Origin of the sequence: Amycolatopsis sp. cmx-4-83, assembly GCF_046548815.1 — a bacterium.
GTDB lineage: Bacteria > Actinomycetota > Actinomycetes > Mycobacteriales > Pseudonocardiaceae > Amycolatopsis > Amycolatopsis pretoriensis_A.
The window spans coordinates 804,354-825,999 of sequence record NZ_JAEBEF010000001.1 but is presented as its reverse complement, the minus strand read 5'-3'; the positions used below and the strand labels follow the sequence as shown (position 1 = coordinate 825,999).

The window sequence follows — 21,646 nt, the reverse complement described above, 5'->3', positions numbered from 1 at the left end:
GGGTGACCACCGAATCGTTGCCTCGCACCCCGGCCGAGCTGGGCCTGCCGGACGCACCGGTGGAAGCCGGGCCTGCCGATCCGGCCGCGCACCACGTGCGGGCCAAGCTCGACCGGGAGATCCGCGCCCTGCTCGCATACGAGGCCGGGACGCGCTCCGGTGCCGATCCCGAGGACCTGCACCAGATGCGCGTCGCGCTGCGGCGGATGCGCAGCGTGCTCAAGCTGTCCGGCGGGCTGGTCGGCGACGGCGCCGAGCCGGTGCGCGCGGAGCTGGGCTGGCTCGGGCAGTCGCTCGGCGAGGTGCGTGACTTCGACGTCCTGATCGGGCACCTGCGCGAGGTCATCGCCGACTTCGAGGTCCGCGACCAGGCCGCCGGGCACCGCCTGGTCGCCCGGTTCGTCACCGAGCGCGCGACCGCGAAGCGGCGGCTGACGAAGGCGCTGACCAGCGCCCGCTACTCGACGCTGCTGCGTGAGGTCAGCCTGCTGACCCGCGACGGCGAAGCACCGGCCGCGGCGGCGGCCGAGACGCACGACCTGGTCGCGGGGCTGGCGAAGCCGCACCGCAAGCTCGCCAAGGCCGTCCGCGCGCTGCCCGCCGACCCGCCGGACGACGACCTGCACGCGTTGCGCATCCACGGCAAGAAGCTGCGCTACGCGGCCGAGCTGGCCCAGACGTCGGCGAAGAAGAAGCGGGCGAAGCGGATCAAGACCCTGATCAAGGCGACGCGCGACTTACAGACCGTGCTCGGCGACCACCAGGACGCGGTGATCGCGGCCGAGCGGATGCGCTCGGTGCTGGCGTCGGCCGACAGCGAGGTCGGCTTCGTCGCCGGCCGGATCGCCGAGCGCGAGCTGGCCCGCCGCGCCGAGGCCCGCGCGGCCTGGCAGGCCTCCTGGACCGCGGTCGACACCGCCGCCCGCGCCCTGCACGCCTGACCGGACGTCATGAACGACTCTTTCATGACGTCCGACGCGGTGAACGACCCGTTCATGACGTTCCACCGGGCCGGGCCGGCCAGTGAGCGGCCCCGCCAGGCCTCCCGAACGGCCTGCCGGACGCCACCGGGCCAACGAGCCCGCACTCAAGCGAGCGCGAATCCCCAGCCGCGCACGGCTACCGAAATGCCATGAACGACCCGTTCATGACATCCGGCGCAGTGAACGACCCGTTCATGACGTTCCACCGGGCCGGACCGGCCACAGAGCGGCCCCGCCAGGCCTCCCGAACGGCCTGCCGGACGCCACCGGGCCAACGAGCCCGCACTCAAGCGAGCGCGAATCCCCAGCCGCGCACAGCTACCGAAATGCCATGAACGACCCGTTCATGACATCCGGCGCAGTGAACGACCCGTTCATGACGTTCCACCGGGCCGGACCGGCCACAGAGCGACGCCGCCAGGCCCCCCGAACGGCCTGCCGAACGTCACCGGGCCAACGAGCCCGCACTCAAGCGAGCGCGAATCCCCAGCCGCGCACAGCTACCGAAATGCCATGAACGACCCGTTCATAACGTCCGGCGCGGTGAACGACCCGTTCATGGCATTTCGACCGCCCCCGGGACCGGCGCCGCAGCCCTAGGCTAGAGCGATGGAGACCGCGCTGACCCTGGCCATCGGCGGCGTCGTCCTGCTCGTCCTGAGCATCCTCACGGCCGGCGTCCTGGCCGGGCGCCGGGTGCGGCGCGGGCGGAAGCGCGGCCGCTACCCCTACCGCGCGAAGCCGAACGGCACCTACGACAACTCCACGCACACCGGGATGTCGTGATCAGGCGATCGACCAGACGTACCCGTCCGGCCGGATGAGCACCCGGCGCCCGGACGAAGCCTCGTAAGCCGCGTACGCGTGGCCGCCCTCGTCGATCAGCGCGTCCGGGGTGGGGGCGCTGCCCGCCGGCAGGATCCGGTACGCCGGTTCGGCCGACGCCGGCCCGTCCCCGAACACCAGCTCCGTCGCGTGCGGGCCGCGGAACAGCTCGAACAGCCGCACGCGCTTGCCGTTCGCGTCGGCCAGCGGTGCGTCCGGGGCGCGGTCGCCCGGGCGCAGTGTGCCGGTCCCCGCCGGGGACAGCGGGCCGCCGCGGTAGTTGACGTCCAGCTGCTGCGTCTCCTCGCCGCGCCGGTGGGCGTCCTCGTCGCCGTCGACGTACTTCCGCATCAGCTCCGACGAGATGCCCAGCACGCGGGCCGCGTTCGCGCGCCGCTCGGGCTCGTAGCTGTCGAGCAGCTCCGGTGATCCGTCGGCGAGCTTCCAGCCCAGGTTGTAGCCGTCCTGGATGCCGGTGTTGAGGCCCTGGCCGCCGGTCGGCGGGTGGACGTGCGCCGCGTCGCCGGCCAGGAACACGCGGCCGTCGCGGAACCGCGCGGCCAGCCGGACGTTCGGCCGCCACACCGTGGACCAGGCCAGGTCGGACAGCCGGACGGTGCCGCCGCTCAGCGCGTCGAGCCGCGCCTGAACCGCGGGCAGTGCCGTCTCGACGTCGGTCTCGCCGTCGCCGAGCGGGGCGCCGAACTGGAAGTGCGGCGTCCCCGGCAGCGGGCTGAACATCATGCCGCTCATCGGGTCTTCCGGCGTCGCGAACCAGTGGCCGTAGGCCCGGTCGAGGCCCTCGGCACGGACGTCGCCGAGCAGCATCCGGATCGACTCGTCCGTGCTGCCCTCGAACGCGATCCCCAGTGCCTTGCGCACGAAGCTCTTGCCGCCGTCCGCGCCGACCAGGTAAGCCGCGCGCACGGTCTCGCCCGTGCTCAGCGTGGCCGTGACGCCGTCGGCGTCCTGCTCGAACCCGGTCAGCCCGGTGTTCAGCTCGACGCGCACGCCGAACTCGGCCAGCCGGTCGCGCAGGATCCCCTCGGTCTGCGACTGGCCGAGGAACCAGCCGGTCGGGTACGGCTTCGACGGCGTCGGCTCGACCGGGTCGAACATCATCCGCTCGCCGACCACCTCGCCGCCGAGGTGGATCTTCATCGGCACCGGCGCCGCGCCCGCGGCCAGCACCGCGTCGAGCACGCCGAGGTCTTCGAAGACCTCCAGCGTGCGCGGCTGCATGCCGTCGCCGCGCGAGCCGACGAAGTACGTCTCGGCCTTGTCGACGATCCGCACGGCGACGTCGCGCCGCGCCAGTTCGATGGCCAGGGTCAGCCCGGTCGGTCCGGCTCCCGCGATCAGCACCCGTGTGTCCATGTCGTCCTCCCAGTGAATTGCGATTCAGTGAATCTAGATTCAGAATGGCGCTGCTAGCGTCCCGTGTCAAGGGAGGTGCCGATGACGGCGACGAGCCGCAAGGAGAAGGCCGCGGAGACGGAGGGCGCGCTCAAGGCCGCGGCCAAGCGCGTCTTCGCGCGCAAGGGCTACCTGAACACCAAGATCACCGACATCACCGCCGAGGCGGGCCGGTCCGCGGGGTCGTTCTACAACCACTTCGCGGGCAAGGAAGAGCTGCTCGAAGCGCTGATGGCCGACATCGCGGCGTCCGGGGACGAGAGCGCCGAGCGCGAAGACCACCTGACCGACTTCAGCGACCCCACGGCGGTGCGCTGGCACGTCAAGCAGTACTGGGAGTTCTACCGGGACAACGCCGCGACCATGCTGGCCCTGCGGCAGGCGGCGATGGTCAGCGAGACGTTCGCGAGCACGCTCGCGCGGTTCGGCGCGTCCCAGGCCGCCGACCTCGACGACCACCTCGCGCACATCACCCGCGCCGGGCTGAAGCTGCCCACGACGCCGGACCGCTGCGGGATGCTGATGTACAACCTCGTCGACGCCTTCGCGGCGACGTGGCTGCACGGCTCACCACCGGGCTGGACCCCGCCGTCCGACGAAGAAGCCGTCGAGCTGCTGACCCGGTTCGTCTACCGCGGCCTGACCGGCCGGGACTACTGAGCGAGCCGCTCCACGGCGGCGTCGACGCGCTCGTCGGTCGCGGTCAGCGCGACGCGGACGTGCTTGCCGCCCTTCGGGCCGTAGAACGTGCCGGGCGCGACCAGGATGCCGCGTTCGGCCAGCCAGGCCACCGTCGTGTCGGCGTCCTCGTCGCGGGTCGACCAGAGGTACAGGCCGGCCTCGGAGTGGTCGACGCGGAACCCGTTGTCCTCCAGCGCCTTCCGCAGGACGAGCCGGCGGCGCGCGTAGCGCCCGCGCTGGGCTTCGAGGGCCTCGTCGTCGGTCAGCGCGGCGACCATCGCCTCCTGGACCGGGCGCGGCACGATCATGCCCGCGTGCTTGCGGATGTCGAGCAGCTGCTTGACCAGGCGGGGGTCACCGGTCAGGAACCCGGCGCGGTAGCTGGCCAGGTTCGCCGACTTCGACAGCGAGTGCACCGCGAGCAGCCCGTCGGTCCGGCCGCCGGAGACGTCCGGGTGCAGGATCGACAGCGGCTCGGCTTCCCAGCCGAGGGCCAGGTAGCACTCGTCGGAGACCACGACGACGTCCCGCTCGCGCGCCCACTCGACGACCTTGCGCAGGTGCTCCACCGGGAGCACCTGGCCGGTCGGGTTGGACGGCGAGTTCAGCCAGATCATCGCCGGTTTCTGCGGGCCGAGCGCGACCGTGCTGTCGGCGCGCAGGATCGACGCGCCCGCCAGCAGCGCCCCGACCTCGTACGTCGGGTACGCCAGCTCCGGGATGACGACCAGGTCGCCCTCGCCGAAGCCGAGCAGGCGCGGCAGCCAGGCCACGGCCTCCTTGGACCCGATCGTCGGGAGCACGGCGTCCGGCTCGATGCCGGTGACCCCGTGGCGTCGCCCGAGCGCCGCGATGGCGGCCGCGCGCAACGCCGGGATGCCGTGCGTCGTCGGGTACCCGGGGATCTCCGAGACCGACGCCAGCGCGTCGCGGATGCCGGCCGGGACCGGGTCGACCGGGGTGCCGATGGAGAGGTCGACGACCCCGCCGGGATGCGCCTGCGCCGTGGCCTTGACCTCGGCGAGCGAATCCCAGGGGAAGTCGGGCAGCGCGACCGGGCTCATTCGCCCTGCGGGGGCAGCGCCTTGACGAACGACGGGTCGTTGGCCGTCTTGCCCACCTTGGAGGCACCGCCGGGCGAGCCCAGCTCGTCGAAGAAGTCGACGTTGGCCTTGGTGTAGTCCGACCAGTTGTCCGGGACGTCGTCCTCGTAGTAGATCGCCTCGACCGGGCAGACCGGCTCGCAGGCGCCGCAGTCGACGCACTCGTCGGGGTGGATGTACAGCATCCGCTCGCCCTCGTAGATGCAGTCCACGGGGCACTCGTCGATACACGCCTTGTCGAGCACGTCGACGCAGGGCTCGGCGATCACGTAGGTCACTGCGCACTCCTGCTTTTCTCTGCAAACAGCCAGACCGTGCCGACATTACGCGGCAGCGGCACCCGTTCGGTTGGTGAGGCAAGCCTTAGCCATACCCAGGGTATGGAGCTCACCGCTCGCGGCGGCGCGGGGGCGGGGTCGCCCGGGCGTCGCCGGTGATGACGAAGCGGGGCTTGGGGGCCTCTTCGTCGGCCTTCTTCTCCCCGACGGCCCGGTTGAACCCCTCGGAGATCTCGTCGACGAGCTTCTCGTTGTGCCGCTCGTCCTTGCGCTGGATGCCCACGGCCACCTCCTCAAGAAATCCGCTCCGCGACTTTCACCGCCTCGGTCCACAATCTAGCGGTGAACGCACCCGAGACGCTCGAAATCGCCTGCAGCAGAGCATGGCCGCCGGTGGTCGAGGAGTTCGCCGGCGAGTGGCGCCTGCGCTGGGCGGACGGCTTCACCGGGCGCGCCAACAGCGTCCTCGCCGTCGGCGAGCCCGATCGGCCGGTGCCGGAGGCGCTGCGGACGGCGTGTGACTTCGCCCACGATCGGGGGATCCCGCCGATGGTGCAGGTGATCCGCGACAGCCCGAACGAGCACGCGATCGCCGCGGCGGGCTGGGTCCCGGCCACCTCCCACGGCGCGGGCCACGAGGTCGTCGTCCTGACCGCCCCGCTCGAGAAGCCGCACTTTCACGTGAAAGTGCGGCCCCCAGGTGGGCACTTTCACGTGAAAGTGCGGGATGAGCCCTCGGCGGGCTGGTGGGAGCTGGCGCTGGGGTCGGACGCCGGCACCGCGGCCGCGCGCGCCGTCCTGACCGGTGGGAAGGTCGGCTACGGCGTCGCGACCGACGGCGAAGTCACGACGGCCGCGGTCCGGGGGGCGCTGGTGGACGGCTGGCTGCACGTCGGACGGCTCGCCGTGCGCCCGGAGCACCGGCGGCGAGGGCTGGCGTCGGCGCTGATGGCGGCACTGGGAACCTGGGGTGTGGAACAGGGAGCGGACCGCGCGGTGTTGCAGGTGGCGGAGGGGAACACGGGCGCGCTCGCGCTCTACGCGGGGCTCGGCTGCGCCCCGCACCACAGATACCGGTACTGGGTGCCCGCACCCGGCTCGTGCGAGGATTCGACGTCGTGAAGATCGTGGTAGTGGTCGGCGGAGTGGGCGGGGCCCGTTTCCTGCTGGGTGTCAAGGCGGCGCTGGGTATGCCGGCGGAAGGTTCCGGGGACTCGGAGCACGAGGTGACGGCGCTGGTCAACACCGGCGACGACGTCTGGATGCACGGGCTGCGGATCTGTCCCGACCTGGACACCTGCATGTACACCCTGGGCGGCGGGATCGACAAGGAACGCGGCTGGGGGCACTCGGGCGAGACCTGGGTGGTCAAGGAGGAGCTGGCGGCCTACGGCGCCGACCCGGACTGGTTCGGGCTCGGCGACAAGGACATCGCCACCCACCTCATCCGGTCGCGGATGCTGCGGGCGGGCTACCCGCTCTCGGCGGTGACCGAGGCGCTGTGCGACCGCTGGCAGCCCGGCGTCCGGCTGCTGCCGATGTCGGACGACCGCGTCGAGACGCACGTCGTGATCGACGACCCGGAGCAAGACGGCCAGCAGAAGGCCGTCCACTTCCAGGAGTGGTGGGTCCGGTACCGCGCCGAGCCGAAGGCGCACTCGATCGTCGCGGTCGGCGCCGACGAGGCCACGCCCGCGCCCGGCGTGCTGGAAGCCCTCGAGGACGCGGACGCGGTGCTGTTCGCGCCGTCGAACCCGGTCGTGTCGGTGGGCACCGTGCTGGGCGTGCCGGGGGTCCGGGACGCGCTGCGCGGCGGCAAGTCCCAGGTCGTCGGGGTGTCGCCGATCATCGGCGGCAAGGCGCTGCGCGGGATGGCCGACGCGTGCCTGACCGCGATCGGCGTCGAGACCTCCGCCGAAGCGGTGGGCCGGCACTACGGCTCGCGCAAGGACGGCGGCGTGCTCGACGGCTGGCTGATCGCCGAGGGCGAGACCGCCGACGTGCCGGGCGTGACCGTCCGCGACGTCCCGCTGCTGATGTCCGATGTGGACGCGACCGCGGCGATGGCCCGCGCGGCGCTCGAACTCGCCGGAGCCCCTGTTGAGTGACCACGCTTCCGCCAAGCTGGAGATCCTGCCCGTTCCCGGCCTCCCGGAGTTCCGGCCCGGCGACGACCTGACCGGCGCGATCGTGGCGGCGGCACCCTGGCTGCGCTCCGGCGACGTCCTGGTCGTGACCAGCAAGATCGTCTCCAAGGTCGAGGGCAGGCTCGTCCGCGTGCCGACCGACCCCGAAGCCCGTGACACCGAGCGCCGGAAGCTCGTCGAGCAGGAAGCCGTCCGGGTGGTCGCGCGGATCGCGCGCACGGTGATCACCGAAAACCCGCTGGGCATCGTGCAGGCCGCGTCCGGGATCGACGCGTCCAACGTCGCCGGCGACGAGGTCGCGCTGCTGCCCGCCGACCCGGACGCCTCCGCGCTGGCCCTGCGCAACGGGCTGCGCGAGCGGCTCGGCGTCGAGGTCGCCGTGGTCGTCACCGACACGATGGGCCGCGCCTGGCGCGTCGGGCAGACCGACAACGCGATCGGCGCGTCCGGCCTGCGCGTGCTGCACGCCTACCGCGGGCAGATCGACGGGCAGGGCAACGAGCTGGCCGTCACCGAGGTCGCCGTCGCCGACGAGCTCGCCGCGGCCGCCGACCTGGTCAAGGGCAAGCTCGGCGGGACGCCGGTCGCGGTCGTGCGCGGGCTCGCGATCGAGGACGACGGCTCGACCGCGCGGTCGCTCATCCGTCCCCTGGAAGAGGACCTCTTCCGGCTGGGCACCAACGAAGCCATCGCGCAGGGCCGCCGGGAAGCCGTGCCGGCCCGGCGGTCGGTGCGGCAGTTCGCCGACGAGCCGGTCGACCCCGACGCGCTGCGGCGGGCGGTGGGGTCCGCGCTGACCGCGCCCGCGCCGCACCACACGCACCCGGTGCGGTTCGTCTGGCTGCGCGACGGCGGAACCCGCGAGAAGCTGCTCGACGCGATGCGCGAATCGTGGCGGGCCGACCTCTCCGGCGACGAATTCACCGAGGAACAGATCGCGAAGCGGCTCAGCCGCGGCGACATCCTGTACCGGGCGCCGGAAGTCGTCATCCCGTTCCTCGTGCCGGACGGCGCGCACACCTACCGCGACGAACGCCGCAACGCGTGCGAGAAGACGATGTTCACGGTCGCGGGCGGCGCCGCGGTGCAGGGCCTGCTGGTCGCGCTGGCGGCCGAAGGGCTCGGCTCGTGCTGGATCGGGTCGACGATCTTCGCCGCCGACCTCGTCCGGGACGTCCTGGGCCTCGACGAACGCTGGCAGCCGCTCGGCTCGGTCGCGATCGGCGTCCCGCTGGATCCGCCGCCCCCGCGTGGCGAAGTTTCGCCGGGCGAAGGGTTGCTGGAGCTGTGACGTTGCACGCGGACGCCGTCACGACGCTGGATTCGTGGCGGCCGGCCGATCCTTCGCAGGAGTCGCTGCGGCAGGCGTTCCTCGGCTTCCTGGCCGCACGCGAGGACAGCTGCCAGCGCTCGTGCGCGGCCGGGCACCTCACGGCGTCGGCGGTGCTGCTGGACCACACCGGCACGAAGGTGCTGCTGACGCTGCACCCGCGCGTCGGCCGCTGGCTGCAGCTCGGCGGGCACTGCGAGCCGTCGGACACGTCGCTGGCCGGGGCCGCGCTGCGGGAGGCCACCGAGGAGTCCGGGATGCCGGGGTTGCGGATCTCCGCGGAACCGGTGCACCTGGACGTCCACCCGATCACCTGCTCGCTCGGCGTCCCGACGCGCCACTTCGACGTCCGGTTCGCGGTGCACGCCCCGCCGGGCGCTTCGCCGGTGCGCAGCAGCGAGTCCGACGACCTGCGGTGGTGGCCCGCGGACGCGCTTCCCGAGGGGTCGGAAGATCTCGCCGATCTGGTGAAAGCGGCCGTTCCTGTCGGTGCCGGGCACTAGCCTGGATCGCGGACAGGGAGGGGACCACATGGCCACGCAGTTCCCCGAGCGGGTGCACTACCACTCCGGCAGCGGTGGGGACACCGGGGTGTTCGGGTACATCGTGCTCGGCTTGATCATCCTGGGCGTCATCGTGTTCATCGTCGCGGTGATCGTCCGGGTGTCGAAGATGCGCCGCGAAGAGGCGATGAAGAACAGCGGGCAGTTCCCGAACTTCCCGCCGCAGCAGGGGTTCGCGCCGCCACCGCAGGGTGCTTTGCCGCCGTCGCAAGGGTTCGCGGCGCCGCAGCCCGGGTTCGCACCCGCGCAGCCGGGGTTCGGTTCGGTGCCGCAGCCGGGGTTCGCGCCGGCGGGTGCCGCGCCGCAGCCGGGGTTCGCACCGGGACAGGCGGGTTCCCCGCCGCCGCAAGGGTTCGCGCCGCCGTCGCAGGGTTTCCCGCAGCAGCCCGGCTACCCGCCTTCGCCGCAGCAAGGGTTCCCGCAGCAGCCGGGGTACCCGCCCGCGCCGCAGCAGTACGCGCCGCCGGGGCCGTCCTTCCCGCCGCAGCAGCAGCTGCCGGGTCCGGGCGCGGGACCGCAGAGCTGGTGATCGTCCCCTTCGACGGCAGCTCGCCGGTGCCGCCGTTCGAGCAGGTCCGGTCCGGCCTCGCGGCGCGGATCAACGACCGGAGCCTGGCCGTCGGCACGAAACTGCCGACGGTCCGGCAGCTCGCGGCCGACCTCGGCATCGCCCCGAACACGGTCGCGCGCGCCTACCGCGAACTGGAAGAAGCCGGGCTGATCGAGACCCGCGGCCGCGCGGGCAGCTTCGTCGCGGCGTCCGGTGACCAGAGCCGCCGCCGCGCCCAGGAGGCCGCCGCGGAGTACGCGAAGATCGCTCGTAAGCTGGGCCTGGATTCCGGCGAGGCGCTGTCGATCGTCCGCGCCGCACTCGACGAGGGGACCTCTTGACGTGAGTGTGCTGATGCTGCTGATCCTCCTGGTGGTGCTGGGGGGCATCGTCGGGGTGGTGCTGCTCGTCGTCAACGCGAGCAAGCCCAAGCAGCCGCCGTACCCGCCGCAGTACCCGGGCTACCAGCAGCCGGGATACCCGCCGCAGCAAGGCTTCCCGGGCCAGCAACCGCCGGGCTACCCGCCTCAGCAGCCCTACCCGCCCCAGCAACCGCCGTACCCGGGCCAGCAACCCCCGTACCCGCCCCCGCCCGGCGGCTACCCGCCGCCGCCCCCGCAGTAGCCGGCGCTCACATGGCGCGGTAGTCGCGCAGCTCGATGCGGGGCCCGAAGCGCGGCCGCGTGTGCCCGGCCGCCGCCAGGTACCGCACCGCCCGCTGCCGGTGCGGGGCGTACGGCGCCAGCAGCTCCGCCATCCCGGCGTCGTCGGTCTTCGTGCCCGCCAGCGCGTGCCCGACCATCGACGGGACGTTGTAGTCGCCGAAGCTCACCGCGTCCGGGTCGCCCCAGGCGCGCTGGGCGATCTCCGCGGCCGTCCACACGCCGATGCCCGGCACCTGGCGCAGCCAATGCCGTCCCTCGAGCCCGCGCAGCTCCACGGCCCGCTCCAGGTGGGGCGCGACGCGGGCGGCGTTGAGCAGCGCCGTCCGGCGCTTGATGTCGACGCCCGCGCGGTGCCAGTGCCAGTCCGGCAACGAGCGCAGCGCCACCGGCGTCGGCGGCACGCGCAGGCGGTCCGGCCCCGGTCCGGGCGCCGGCGCGCCGAAGCGGCGGCACAGCTCGGCCCACGACCGGATCGCCTCCTTGCCGGCGACCTTCTGCTCCAGCACGGCGAGCACCAGCCAGTCCCACACGACACCCGTGGCGCCGAGCCGCAGGCCGGGGTTCGCCCGCCGGGCCCGCGCGACGACGTCGTGGTGCGCGACGAAGCCGGAATCGTCGTCGTCGGCCCCCAGCAGCGCCGGGACGCCGCTGAGCAGCCGGTCCTTGCCGTCGCCCCAGGCCGCGGCCTCGACGCGCCCGTCCGCGTGCCGCCGCAGCGCGAGCGTGCCGGGGCCGTCGGGGGTGTTCATCGCCAGCCAGGTGATCCCGCGTTCGTCGGTGAGGATGTTCTGCGACCCGCGGCCGCGCTTCAGCGGACTCAGGACCTTGCCCAAGTCGACTTCGAACGCGGGACGCCAGAACATCGGCTACGCGTCGCTCGAGAAGCGGATGGCGCCGTCGGGCAGCACGGTGTCGGGCCAGACGCGCGCGCCTTCGAGCAGCTCGCAGCCGGCGCCGACGGACGCGCCGTCGCCCAGGACCACGCCCCGCAGGACCGCGCCGGCGCCGACGCGCGCGCCGTGCCCGAGCACCGAACGCTCGACGATGGCGCCCTCGGAGACGGCCGCACCGTCGAACAGGACCGAGCCGTCGATCTTCGCGCCCGGGCCGACCACGGCGGCGACGCCGATGGTCGAACCACCGGAGAGCTGGGCGTCCTCGGCCACCGAAGCGCCGTCGAGGACCAGGAAGTCGCCGGGGCGGCCGGGCAGCGCGGACGTCGGCGCGACGCCCCGCACCAGGTCCGCCGAGCCGCGGACGAACGCTTCCGGCGTGCCGACGTCCAGCCAGTAGGAGGCGTCGATGAAGCCGTGGATGTGCGCGCCCTGCTCCAGCAGCTGCGGGAACGTCTCGCGCTCGACCGACACGCGGCGCCCGGTCGGGATGGCCTCGATCACCGGGCGGCGGAAGACGTAGCAGCCGGCGTTGATCTGGTCGGTCGGCGGGTTCGGCGTCTTCTCGAGGAACGCCTGCACCCGGCCGGTTTCGTCGGTGGGCACCGAGCCGAACCGGCTCGGGTCCGGCACGCGCTGCAGGTGCAGGGTGACGTCGGCCCCGGACTCGCGGTGCACGCGCAGCTGCTCGCCGAGGTCCGAGCCGGAGATGATGTCGCCGTTGAAGACGATCACGTGGTCGGCGCGCAGCTTGTCGTAGACGTTGCGGATGGCGCCGGCGGTGTCGAGCGGTTCCTCCTCGACGACGTACTCGAGGTCCAGACCGATCGACTTGCCGTCGCCGAAGTACTCCCCGAACACCTCCGCCCGGTAGCTCGTCCCCAGCACGACGTGCCGGATGCCGGCCTCGCGGATGCGCGAGAACAGGTGGCTCAGGTAGGGCGTCCCGGCGGTCGGGAGCATCGGCTTCGGCGCCGACAGGGTCAGCGGCCTCAGCCGGGTGCCCTTGCCCCCGACCAGGACGACGGCGTCGACAGCGTCGGTTCGGACCTCGGACGTCACGGAAATCTCCTCCTGTATCACGCACCGCTGAGCGACAAGCCGCGGGAAACCCTGACGGAGGTCGCCCGGAGGGCCTACCCTAGACAGGAAACAGGCGGGCCCCTCCCCAGAGGGCCCCCGGGTCAGTCGGGAGGCCGAGGGGATGGACCCCCGCGATCGGGCGGACGCCCTGCTCGCACGAGCCCAAGCGCGTGGTGTGTTCGTCGTGACACCCGACAGCGCGACGTCACCGATGGACTCGTCGAACACCCAGCAGATCCCGCGCGCGGCGATCGACGGCCTCGACCGGAGCCGGGACCCCGACACGACGACGCAGCTGCCGGCGTCGCTGATCGAGGAGAACGACCACCCGCTGGCCGGCTCGTCCCCGACGCGCCGCCTGGAGGTCCCGGGCGGCCGCCGCCCGCAGCCGACGACGCCGTTGAGCACGCCGACGCCGACCACGCCGATGCCCACGCCGCTGTCCCGCCGTCCGCAGGCCGAGCCGATCACGAGCCCGCTGAAGGAGCCCGACCCGGAGGACACCGGACTGGTGCCGACGGTCACGCAGACCAACGGCAAGTCCGACCTGTCCCGCCGGCTCGACGGGATCTAGCGGGTTTCGAGCTTCAGCCGCAGCGCGAGCCCGAGCTTCGTCGCGGCCAGCACGGGCTTCCAGAGCAGCCCCGGGTGCCGGTCGGCGAGGTACTGGTAGGCGCTCGCGTGGTGCGCGGCGAGCATCTTCTTGGACGCCTGCGACGTCGAGTGCCCGCCGAGGTGCATGACGCCGGCCGAGGGCACGTAGACGTTGAGCCAGCCGGCCTTGCCGAGCCGGTCCCCGAGGTCGACGTCCTCGAAGTACATGAAGTACCGCGAGTCGAAGCCCCCGACGGACTCGAAGGCCTCCCGGCGCAGCAGCAGGCACGACCCGGACAGCCACTCGGCGACGCGCTCGACGGGCGTCCCGGTCTCCTGCCGGTACTGCTTGGTCCAGGGGTTGCCCGGCCAGATCTTCCCGAGCGCGGCGTGCCCGATCCCGCGGCCGAACGAGGGCAGCAGGCGGGCGGAGGGGTAGGTCGTCCCGTCGAGCTCATGGATCAGCGGCCCGAAGGACCCACCGCGCGGCCACCGCTTCGCGGCTTCGAGCAGCGTGTCGAGCGACCCGGGCTCCCATTCGAGGTCGGGGTTGGAGATGACGACCCACCCGTACCGGTCGTCCAGTTCGGCGACCCCGCGGTTGCACCCGGTCCCGTACCCGACGTTCTCCCCGATGCTGAGCAGGTGCACGTTCGCCCGCTTCGCGGCCTTCTCGGGAGCCCCGTCGGTGGAGACGGTATCGGCGACGACGACCTGCACGTCGCGATCGGTGGCCTTTTCGAGGGTGTCGAGGAACCGCTCGAGGGTCTCGCCGGAGAAGTACGTCACGGTGACGACGCCGATCTGGTCGCCGTAGCGGGTCTGCTCAGTCACCGGGCCATTGTCCCTTCGTCACGCAGCGCTTCCCCAGCACCCCGGCCCAGGGGCACGCTGAGAGAAATCAGCGGCTGCGCAGGTGGCGTGACCAGGCCTTCCCGTACGCCTCCCGGTGACGCTCCGCCGTCGTGGCCCAGGAAAACTCCTTCGCCCGCTGCTGCGCCGCCGTCGCCAGTTCCGCCCGTCGCCCCGGGTCGGCCAGCAGCTCGCTGATCGCCGCCGCCACGTCCCCGGCGCCCACGCCGCAGTACGCCACCGCGTCCCCGCCGACCTCCGGCAACGACAGCCGCCGCGTGGTCAGCACACAGGCGCCGCAAGCCATCGCCTCCAGCACCGGGAGCCCGAACCCCTCCCCCAGCGACGGGTACGCCACCAGCTCGGAACCCCCCAGGAACCCCGCCAGCGTCCCGAACGGCAGGTACCCCGCCCGGATGACCCGCAGCCGGTGTGGCACGGCGTCCAAAGCCCGCTCGACCTGGGTGTCCCACCCCGGCTGCCCGGCCAGCACCAACGCCGGCGCGTCCGGACGCCCCACCACCGCCCGCGCGAACCCCCGGATCAACGCCGGCACGTTCTTCCGCGGCTCCAACGCCCCCAGAAACGCCACGTACGGCGTCCGCCCCAGCCCGACGGCCGCCCGTGCCGCGGCGATCTCCGCCGGGGACGGTGGGTGGAAGCGCTCCGTGTCGACCCCGTGGTGAATGACTTCCAAAGACGCGTGCCGCACCGGGCCGACGCGGGCCAGCTCCGTCGCCGTCGCCGCCGACGGGACCACGCACAGCGTCGCGCGGCGCAGGGCCGTCGCCGTCCACGCGCGGAAGAAGCGGGCCTTCACCGACGAGTGCAGGACCGCGTCCGTGAAGAACGTCGCGTCGTGCAGCGTGACCACCGAAGCCGCCGACGTCGCGAGCGGCATCGTGTAGTGCGGGGAGTGGACGACGTCCGCGCCGAGGCGGCGGGCCAGCCGCGGGAGGGTCGCCTGTTCCCAGGTCAGGCGCGCCGTGCGGGTGGTCGTCGACGGCGATGCCGGGACGACGCGTGAGCGCGGCGCCAGCCGATCGTAAAGCTGCAGGTCGCGGGGCTGGCAGACGACCGTGAGCCGCGCGCCGTCCGCGTCCAGGGCGGCGACCAGCGAATCCACGTACCGGCCCACCCCGCCGCGGTCCGCGGGCACCGCGGTCGCGTCGATCAGCACCCGGGGGTCATCGCTCACCCCTGCAGGGTACGGCGGCGACCCTCCGTGCTGGTGGGGAACTGGCAAACCGGGCTAGTCGTGGGCCCGCCGGTGGATCGCCCAGACGGCTTCCGCGGCGCGGCGCCAGGTGAACGCCTTCGCCCGGTCCCGGCCCGCGCGCACCAGCTCCGCCGCGCGCGACGGCGAGCCGAGCACCTCGCGCAGCGCCGCCGCCAACGCCGTGGCGTCGCCGCGCGGCACCGTCACGCCCGCGCCGCCGGCCACCTCGACCAGGGCCGGGACGTCGGTGTGCACCACCGGGACCCCGGCCGCCATCGCCTCCAGCAGACCCAGCCCGAAGCCCTCGGCGAGGCTCGGGACCGCCAGCACGCTCGCGTGCCGCAACGCGGTCGCCAGCTCCGCGTCCGACACCTTCCCGAGCATCCGCAACCGCTCCGCCGGGAGGCCGCGCTCGGCGGCCACCGCGACCGGGTCGACGCCGCCCCAGCCCGGCTGCCCGGCGATCACGAGCATCACGCCGTCCAGCGCCGCGACCGCGTCGATCAGCACGTCGATGCCCTTGCGCGGCTCGATCGTGCCGACCGCCAGCACGTACTCGGCGGGCAGCTCCAGGTCCGCTTCCCCGGTGGGCACCCGCACGCCGTGCGGGACCACGCGCACCGGGACGTCGAGGTCGATCAGCACCGCCAGCTCGTCGGCGACCGCCCGCGTCGGCACGACCAGCCCGGACGCCCGCCGCGCCGCGCGGGCGATCATCGACCGGTGCCAGCTGACGCCGCGCGCGGTCAGCGTCTCGGGGTGGGTCCACGGCACGGTGTCGTGCACGGTCACGCTCAGCGTCTTCCCGGCCGGGGCGCGCGGCGGCGCGAACGGCGTCGGCGCGTGCACGGCGTCGCCGCCCGGCCACCAGCGCAGGCCCAGCTGCCACGCGGCGACCAGCCCGCGCGGCGGGATCCGCAGCACCCGCGGGCCCTCGACGCCTTCGAGCTCGGCCGCGGTCACGTCGGCGTGCCGCGCGACGACGCTGGAGACCGACCAGCCCGGCGGCGCGGTCTTCGCGAGCGCGGGCAGCAGCTCGGCCGTGTACCGCCCGGTGCCACCGGGCACGGGCGCGAGGAGCTGCTCGGCGAGCACGACCAGTCTGGGCACGCGGCTATTGTGCGGGACGTGACCGCGAATCCCGCCACCACGGTGGTCGTCGTGACCTGGCGGGGTGCCGGGCACGTCACCGCCTGCCTCGACGCGCTCGCCGCGCAGACGCGTCCACATCGGACGCTCGTGGTGGACAACGCCTCCGACGACGGCACCGCCACCCTGCTCGAAGCCCATCCTTCGCGTCCGCAAGTAATCCGCCTCCCCCGCAACACGGGGTACGCGGGCGCCCTCGCCGTGGCGCTGAAAAAGGTCGGGACGCCGCTGATCGCGTGGCTGAACGACGACGCCGAACCGGCCCCGGACTGGCTCGCGACGCTGGAGGACACCCTCGAAAAGGCGCCGCTGGCCGCCGCGGCGACGTCGCTGCTCGTGCGGCCCGACGGCACCACCCAGTCCGCCGGGGTCCGGCTGACCGCCGACGGGCACGGCGCCGACCTGACCGAGCCCGCCGGCGAGGTGTTCGCCTTCTGCGGCGGCGCGGCCCTGCTGCGCACGGACGTGCTGAGGAGCGTGCACGGCGTCCCGGCGGCCTTCTTCTGCTACTACGAAGACACCGACACGGCGTGGCGGTTCCGGCTGGCCGGGTGGGACGTCGTCGCGGTGCCCGGCGCCCGCGTCCGGCACGCCCACGGCGTCAGCAGCAAGCCCGGTTCGCCGCTGTTCCACCGCTGGAACGAGCGCAACCGGCTGCTCATGCTGCTGCGCTGCGCGCCCCGCGGCGTCGCGGTGAACCAGCTGCTCAGGTTCGCCGTGGTGACAGCGGTGCTGCCGCTGCGGCCCGGGCGGCCGGCCGCGCCGAACTTCCGGTTCGGCCTGCGCTGCCGGGTGCTGGCCGAGGTGGCCGCGCGGCTACCAGCGACGTTGCTCGCGCGGCGCGGGATCGGCCGCGGCGCGGCGCTCGGCCGAGGCGCGGTCTGGGAGGCTTGGGCGGGCCTTTAAGCTGACGCCCATCCGACGAAGGAGCTGCTTTGGCGCAGGGGGAACCGCAACCGCTCGTCTCGGTGATCGTGGTGAACTACCACGGCGCCGACGACACGATCACCTGCCTGCGCGCGCTGGCCGACCACGACTACCCCGAGCTCGAGCTCATCTGCGTCGACAACTCGGACGAAGCCGCGCGCATCCGCGAGGCCGTGCCTCAGGCCCAGGTGATCGAGGCCGGCCGCAACACCGGCTTCGCGGGCGGCTGCAACCTCGGTGCGAAGCACGCGAAGGGCACCGTCCTCGGCTTCCTCAACAACGACGCCCGCCCGGCCCCCGGCTGGGTCTCCGCCGCGGTCGCCGAGCTGCGCGCCCAGCCCCGCGTCGCCGCCGTGGCCAGCAAGGTCCTCGACTGGGACGGCACCGGCACCGACTTCGTCGACGGCGGCCTGACCTGGTTCGGCATGGGCTACAAGCGCCACGCGGGCTCGCCGCTGGCCGACGTCCCGGCCGCCGAGCACGAGGTCGCGAAGGACGTCCTGTTCGGCACCGGCTCGGCGCTGTTCGTCCGCGCTTCGGTCTTCGCCGAGCTCGGCGGCTTCGACGAGCGCTTCTTCATGTTCTACGAGGACGTCGACCTCGGCTGGCGGCTCAACCTGCGCGGCTGGCGCGTCCGGTACGTCCCGGAGTCGCTGACCTACCACCGCCACCACGGCACGATGGCGGCCGTGGACGCGCCGGAGACCGGCCGCGAGACCTTCCTCCTCGAGCGCAACGCCCTCGCGGCGCTCTACAAGAACCTCTCCGACGAGACGCTGGCCCGGGCGCTGCCCGCGGCGCTCGCCCTGGCCGTGCGCCGGGCCACGGCCCGCGGCGAGCTGGACGCCACCCAGCTCGACCTCGAACAAGGCGTCGGCCCGATCGAATCCGGCGACGTCGCCATCCCACGGACCACGCTGGCCGGGCTGCTCGCGATCGACCAGTTCGTCGAGCAGCTGCCCTCGCTGGCGGCGTCCCGCGCGGTCGAGCAGGCCGCCCGCGTCCGCACCGACACCGACCTGCTTCCGTTGCTGCGCAAGGCGTTGGAGCCCGCCTACCCGCTGCCCCGCTACCTCGCCGCGCACGACATCCTCGTCGAGGCGTTCGGCATCGAAAAGGCGTTCGGGCAGCGGCGCAAGATCCTCGTGCTCACCGGCGACGCGCTCACCGAGCGGATGGCAGGCCCGGCGATCCGCGCCTGGAACATCGCGCTGGCGCTGGCCGCCGAGCACGACGTCCACCTGGTCACCACCAACCCGCTCGCCACGCCGCCGCCGGCGCCGTTCCGCGTCAGCGCCGGCAAGCACCGCGAGCTGGACGCGCCGATCGCCTGGGCCGACGTCGTCGTGCTGCAGGGTCACGTGCTCGAACTGGCGCCGTCGCTGAAGAAGCAGCACAGCGGCAAGATCGTCGTCGCCGACCTTTACGACCCGATGCACCTCGAACTGCTGGAGCAGGGCAAGGGCGTCGCCGACGACCAGCGCGCGGCCGACCTCGCGGGCGTCACGAAGGTGCTGGACGCGCAGCTCGAGCGCGGCGACTTCTTCCTCTGCGCGTCCGAGCGGCAGCGGCACTTCTGGCTCGGGCACCTGGCCGCGCTGGGCCGCCTTTCGCCGCGGCTCTACGACGCCGACCCGACGACGCAGTCGCTGCTCGCGGTCGTCCCCTTCGGACTGTCGCCGGAGCCGCCCACGCGGACCGGGCCGGGCCTGCGCTCGTCGCTGGGCATCGGCGGCACCGACCACGTCGTGCTCTGGGCGGGCGGGGTCTACAGCTGGTTCGACCCGCTGACCCTGGTCCGCGCGATCGACGAGCTGCGCCGCCGCCGCGGCGACGTCCGGCTGGTGTTCCTCGGGATGAAGCACCCGAACCCCGAGGTCGCCGAGATGGACATCGGCGCGCGCACGATCCGGCTCGCGGATTCGCTGGGCCTGACCGGCAAGCACATCTACTTCAACGAGCAGTGGGTGCCCTACCACGAGCGCCAGAACTGGCTGCTCGACGCGAACTGCGGCGTGACGACGCACTACGAGCACGTCGAGACGACGTTCGCGTTCCGCACCCGCGTCCTCGACTACCTGTGGGCCGGGCTGCCGATCGTCACCACCGACGGCGACGCGTTCGCCGACCTGGTGCGGGCGGAGAAGCTCGGTGTCGTCGTGCCGGCCGAGGACGCTTCGGCGCTGGCCGACGCGCTCGAGAAGTCGTTGTACGACGAGGAGTTCGCGGCCGGCTGCGTGGAGCGGATCGCCGTCGTCGCGCAGCGGTTCGCCTGGCCCGAAGCGCTCAAGCCGCTGGTGGAGTTCTGCCGCGACCCGCGCCCGGCGGCGGACCGGCTGCCCGGCTCGGCCGACCTGGTGACGACGCCGGCGGTGCGCGGGCGGGCGATGCTGCGCCGCGACGTCGACCTGGTGCGGGAGTACCTGGCCGCAGGCGGGGCGGGCGAACTGGCCCGGCGCGTCGGCGGGCGTGCGGTGAAGGTCGCGAAGCAGCGGTTGCGCCGTGGGTAGGTCCCTCAGCGTCCTCCTCGACGGCACCCCGCTCCTCGGCTCGCGGACCGGGATCGGCCGGTACACGTCCGCGCTGATCGAAGAGCTCGTGTCGATCCCCGAAGTGGACACGCGCGCGGTGGCGTTCACGCTGCGCGGCTGGCGCCGGCTGCGGCACGTGCTCCCGTACGGCGCGCGGGCCCGCGGGATGCCGGTGGCGGCGCGGCTGCTGCGGATGGCGTGGGTGCGCTCGGAATTCCCGCCGGTGGAACTGTTCGCCGGCCCGACGGACGTCGTCCACGGCACGAACTTCGTGCTGCCGGCCCGCTTCCGCGCGGCGGGCGTGCTGACGATCCACGACCTGGCCTTTTTGGACAACCCGGCCGAGCTCGCGCCGAGCGACCGCGACCTGCCGGAACTGGTCCGCCGCGGCGCCCGCCGGGCCAACGTGATCTGCACTCCCACGGCGGCGGTCGCCGACTCGGTGGCGGAGCGCCTCGACGTCTCCCGCGACAAGATCGTGGTGACTCCCCTGGGCGTCAACCCGGCGTGGTTCACCGCGCGTCCCCCGGACGACGAGCGCCGCGCCCGCCTGGGCCTGCCCGCGCGCTACCTGCTGTTCGCGGGCGCGGCGGGCCCGCGCAAGGGCCTGGACTGGCTGACCCGGGCGCACGACGCTGCCCCGGACCTCCCGGACCTGGTGTTCGCCGGCCCGGGCCCGTTCCCCCACGGCCCCCGGCGGTCCCAGACGGGCTATCTGTCCGATGTGGACCTGCGCACGGTGGTCGCGGGCGCGTCCGCGGTGGTGCTGCCGTCTCGTGACGAGGGCTTCGGCCTGCCGGTCCTGGAAGCGATGGCGTCGGACGTCCCGGTGGTCTGCACGGACATCCCGGCCCTGCGCGAAGTGGCGGGCGACTGCGCGAGCCTGGTCCCGTACGGCGACGTCGACGCTCTGGCTTCGGCCCTGCGCACGGCGGTGACCGACCCGCACGCGGTGGCGACGTCGGCGGCCCGCCGCACGCACGCGGCAGGCTTCACGTGGCGCACGTGCGCGGAACTGACGGTGGGCGCGTACCGCCTGGCTTCCGGCCGTCACTGACCTTTGTAGACAGCGAGGACTTCGCCGAGCGGGCCGCTCGCGCGGATCCGGCCTTCGTCCATCCACAACGCGGTCGTGCACAGGTCGTTGAGCAGCTCGTCGGAGTGCGAAGCGAAAACGAGGACCCCGGAGCGGCGCGCGAGGTCGACCAGTCGTTCGCGAGCCTTGGCGAGGAAAGCGGCGTCGATCACGCCGAGACCTTCGTCGAGGATGAGGATTTCGGGGTCGATGGTGGTGACGACGCCGAGCGCGAGCCGGACGCGCATGCCCGCGGAGTAGGTGCGCAGCGGCAGGTGCAGGTAGTCGCCGAGTTCGGTGAACTCGGCGATGTCGTCGACCCGCTTTTCCATCTGCGCGCGGTTCATGCCGAGGAACAGGCCCCGGATCAGGATGTTTTCGCGCCCGGAGACTTCGGGGTCGAGGCCGACGCCGAGGTCGAACACCGGCGCGATCCGCCCGGCGACGCGGGTGTGGCCCCGGGTCGGCTCGTAGATGCCGGCCAGCAGGCGCAGGAGAGTGGACTTGCCGGCGCCGTTGTGCCCGACCAGCCCGACGCGGTCGCCGTCCTCCAGCGACAGCGTGATGTCCTGCAGGGCCTCGATGACCGGCGTCTTCGCGCCGGTGCCGATCTTCCCGCCGACCTTGCCCAGCACGCGCTTCTTCAGCGACCGGGTCTTGGCGTCGAAGATCGGGAAGTCCACGTAGGCGTTCCGCACCTCGATGCTCACCATGCTGCCACCCCTCCACGGCTCGGATGCGAATGCAAGTTATCATTCGCATCTGAGCCGTTCCTGGGAGGT

General features: G+C 73.2%; 24 protein-coding genes. 14 read left to right on the top strand and 10 right to left on the bottom strand.

The features are described 5' to 3' along the window. Positions 1 to 2: 2 nt before the first annotated feature. Positions 3 to 941 carry a CHAD domain-containing protein gene (locus ACLJQM_RS04260; RefSeq protein ID WP_410630201.1) on the top strand — a complete coding sequence of 313 codons (939 nt, stop codon included), beginning with the start codon at positions 3 to 5 and terminating at the stop codon, positions 939 to 941. A 651-nt stretch (positions 942 to 1,592) separates the two neighbouring features. Continuing rightward, positions 1,593 to 1,769 carry a hypothetical protein gene (locus ACLJQM_RS04255; protein WP_247014564.1) on the top strand — a complete coding sequence of 59 codons (177 nt, stop codon included), beginning with the start codon at positions 1,593 to 1,595 and terminating at the stop codon, positions 1,767 to 1,769. Here ACLJQM_RS04255 and ACLJQM_RS04250 read toward each other — a convergent pair whose 3' ends face one another. Then, positions 1,770 to 3,185, bottom strand: coding sequence for an FAD-dependent monooxygenase (locus ACLJQM_RS04250; protein ID WP_410630200.1), 1,416 nt, complete (start codon positions 3,183 to 3,185; stop codon positions 1,770 to 1,772). It abuts the gene before it with no gap. A gap of 81 nt (positions 3,186 to 3,266) precedes the next feature. On the opposite strand from ACLJQM_RS04250, the gene ACLJQM_RS04245 reads away from it, so the two are divergent. Then, positions 3,267 to 3,884: a TetR/AcrR family transcriptional regulator gene (locus ACLJQM_RS04245; RefSeq protein ID WP_360772461.1), complete on the top strand. Its 618-nt coding sequence runs from the start codon at positions 3,267 to 3,269 to the stop codon at positions 3,882 to 3,884. Here the strand turns inward: ACLJQM_RS04245 and dapC are convergent. From dapC to ACLJQM_RS04230, 3 genes are all read right to left on the bottom strand, one after another. Then, positions 3,878 to 4,969, bottom strand: coding sequence for a succinyldiaminopimelate transaminase (dapC, locus tag ACLJQM_RS04240; RefSeq protein WP_410630199.1), 1,092 nt, complete (start codon positions 4,967 to 4,969; stop codon positions 3,878 to 3,880). The two genes, ACLJQM_RS04245 and dapC, sit on opposite strands and share 7 nt — an antisense overlap. After that, on the bottom strand, positions 4,966 to 5,286 hold the full coding sequence (gene fdxA / locus ACLJQM_RS04235; RefSeq protein ID WP_360772467.1) for a ferredoxin: 321 nt from the start codon (positions 5,284 to 5,286) through the stop codon (positions 4,966 to 4,968). The genes dapC and fdxA overlap by 4 nt, the downstream gene beginning before the upstream one ends. Positions 5,287 to 5,395: 109 nt before the next feature. Beyond that, a complete protein-coding gene (locus ACLJQM_RS04230) occupies positions 5,396 to 5,569 on the bottom strand; it encodes a hypothetical protein (RefSeq protein WP_247014568.1) in 174 nt (57 codons plus the stop codon). A 59-nt stretch (positions 5,570 to 5,628) separates the two neighbouring features. Here ACLJQM_RS04230 and ACLJQM_RS04225 point away from each other — a divergent pair, with 59 nt between their 5' ends. The 7 genes from ACLJQM_RS04225 to ACLJQM_RS04195 are packed head-to-tail and all read left to right on the top strand — an operon-like array spanning position 5,629 to position 10,500. Continuing rightward, positions 5,629 to 6,408: a GNAT family N-acetyltransferase gene (locus ACLJQM_RS04225; protein ID WP_410630198.1), complete on the top strand. Its 780-nt coding sequence runs from the start codon at positions 5,629 to 5,631 to the stop codon at positions 6,406 to 6,408. Beyond that, positions 6,405 to 7,394 (top strand): 2-phospho-L-lactate transferase, encoded by a 990-nt coding sequence (cofD, locus tag ACLJQM_RS04220; protein WP_410630197.1) that lies wholly within the window; start codon positions 6,405 to 6,407, stop codon positions 7,392 to 7,394. The genes ACLJQM_RS04225 and cofD overlap by 4 nt, the downstream gene beginning before the upstream one ends. Then, the gene (locus ACLJQM_RS04215) at positions 7,330 to 8,724 is read left to right on the top strand and encodes a coenzyme F420-0:L-glutamate ligase (protein ID WP_360772479.1); all 1,395 of its coding nucleotides are present in this window, start codon (positions 7,330 to 7,332) and stop codon (positions 8,722 to 8,724) included. Before cofD ends, ACLJQM_RS04215 begins: the two co-directional genes overlap by 65 nt. Then, positions 8,721 to 9,266: an NUDIX hydrolase gene (locus tag ACLJQM_RS04210; protein ID WP_410630196.1), complete on the top strand. Its 546-nt coding sequence runs from the start codon at positions 8,721 to 8,723 to the stop codon at positions 9,264 to 9,266. The genes ACLJQM_RS04215 and ACLJQM_RS04210 overlap by 4 nt, the downstream gene beginning before the upstream one ends. A gap of 28 nt (positions 9,267 to 9,294) precedes the next feature. Beyond that, complete coding sequence (locus ACLJQM_RS04205; protein WP_410630195.1) at positions 9,295 to 9,855, top strand: hypothetical protein; 561 nt, start codon at positions 9,295 to 9,297, stop codon at positions 9,853 to 9,855. Next, a complete protein-coding gene (locus tag ACLJQM_RS04200; RefSeq protein ID WP_410630194.1) occupies positions 9,852 to 10,217 on the top strand; it encodes a GntR family transcriptional regulator in 366 nt (121 codons plus the stop codon). The genes ACLJQM_RS04205 and ACLJQM_RS04200 overlap by 4 nt, the downstream gene beginning before the upstream one ends. Before the next feature lies 1 nt (position 10,218). Next, positions 10,219 to 10,500 (top strand): hypothetical protein, encoded by a 282-nt coding sequence (locus ACLJQM_RS04195; protein ID WP_410630193.1) that lies wholly within the window; start codon positions 10,219 to 10,221, stop codon positions 10,498 to 10,500. 7 nt (positions 10,501 to 10,507) lie between these two features. On the opposite strand, the gene ACLJQM_RS04190 is transcribed toward ACLJQM_RS04195, so the two are convergent. Together ACLJQM_RS04190 and ACLJQM_RS04185 are read right to left on the bottom strand one after the other, a co-directional pair. Next, entirely contained in the window at positions 10,508 to 11,404 is an 897-nt protein-coding gene (locus tag ACLJQM_RS04190; RefSeq protein WP_247014576.1) for a DNA-3-methyladenine glycosylase family protein, read from the bottom strand. A gap of 3 nt (positions 11,405 to 11,407) precedes the next feature. Further along, positions 11,408 to 12,496: a sugar phosphate nucleotidyltransferase gene (locus ACLJQM_RS04185; RefSeq protein ID WP_410630192.1), complete on the bottom strand. Its 1,089-nt coding sequence runs from the start codon at positions 12,494 to 12,496 to the stop codon at positions 11,408 to 11,410. 142 nt (positions 12,497 to 12,638) lie between these two features. On the opposite strand from ACLJQM_RS04185, the gene ACLJQM_RS04180 reads away from it, so the two are divergent. Continuing rightward, a complete protein-coding gene (locus ACLJQM_RS04180) occupies positions 12,639 to 13,091 on the top strand; it encodes a hypothetical protein (protein WP_360772499.1) in 453 nt (150 codons plus the stop codon). Here ACLJQM_RS04180 and ACLJQM_RS04175 read toward each other — a convergent pair. From ACLJQM_RS04175 to ACLJQM_RS04165, 3 genes are all read right to left on the bottom strand, one after another. Beyond that, positions 13,088 to 13,945, bottom strand: a complete 858-nt coding sequence (locus ACLJQM_RS04175) for a glycosyltransferase family 2 protein (protein ID WP_247014579.1) — start codon at positions 13,943 to 13,945, stop codon at positions 13,088 to 13,090. The genes ACLJQM_RS04180 and ACLJQM_RS04175 overlap by 4 nt on opposite strands. Positions 13,946 to 14,012: 67 nt before the next feature. Next, entirely contained in the window at positions 14,013 to 15,143 is a 1,131-nt protein-coding gene (locus ACLJQM_RS04170) for a glycosyltransferase family 4 protein (protein WP_410630288.1), read from the bottom strand. A 72-nt stretch (positions 15,144 to 15,215) separates the two neighbouring features. Beyond that, positions 15,216 to 16,292, bottom strand: a complete 1,077-nt coding sequence (locus tag ACLJQM_RS04165) for a glycosyltransferase family 4 protein (protein ID WP_410630191.1) — start codon at positions 16,290 to 16,292, stop codon at positions 15,216 to 15,218. A gap of 9 nt (positions 16,293 to 16,301) precedes the next feature. On the opposite strand from ACLJQM_RS04165, the gene ACLJQM_RS04160 reads away from it, so the two are divergent. The 3 genes from ACLJQM_RS04160 to ACLJQM_RS04150 are packed head-to-tail and all read left to right on the top strand — an operon-like array spanning position 16,302 to position 20,846. Next, complete coding sequence (locus ACLJQM_RS04160) at positions 16,302 to 17,237, top strand: glycosyltransferase family 2 protein (RefSeq protein ID WP_410630190.1); 936 nt, start codon at positions 16,302 to 16,304, stop codon at positions 17,235 to 17,237. A gap of 29 nt (positions 17,238 to 17,266) precedes the next feature. Continuing rightward, entirely contained in the window at positions 17,267 to 19,768 is a 2,502-nt protein-coding gene (locus ACLJQM_RS04155; RefSeq protein WP_410630189.1) for a glycosyltransferase, read from the top strand. After that, on the top strand, positions 19,761 to 20,846 hold the full coding sequence (locus ACLJQM_RS04150) for a glycosyltransferase family 4 protein (protein WP_360772512.1): 1,086 nt from the start codon (positions 19,761 to 19,763) through the stop codon (positions 20,844 to 20,846). Before ACLJQM_RS04155 ends, ACLJQM_RS04150 begins: the two co-directional genes overlap by 8 nt. Here ACLJQM_RS04150 and ACLJQM_RS04145 read toward each other — a convergent pair. Then, positions 20,840 to 21,577, bottom strand: coding sequence for an ABC transporter ATP-binding protein (locus ACLJQM_RS04145; RefSeq protein WP_410630188.1), 738 nt, complete (start codon positions 21,575 to 21,577; stop codon positions 20,840 to 20,842). The genes ACLJQM_RS04150 and ACLJQM_RS04145 overlap by 7 nt on opposite strands. Positions 21,578 to 21,646: the final 69 nt, after the last annotated feature.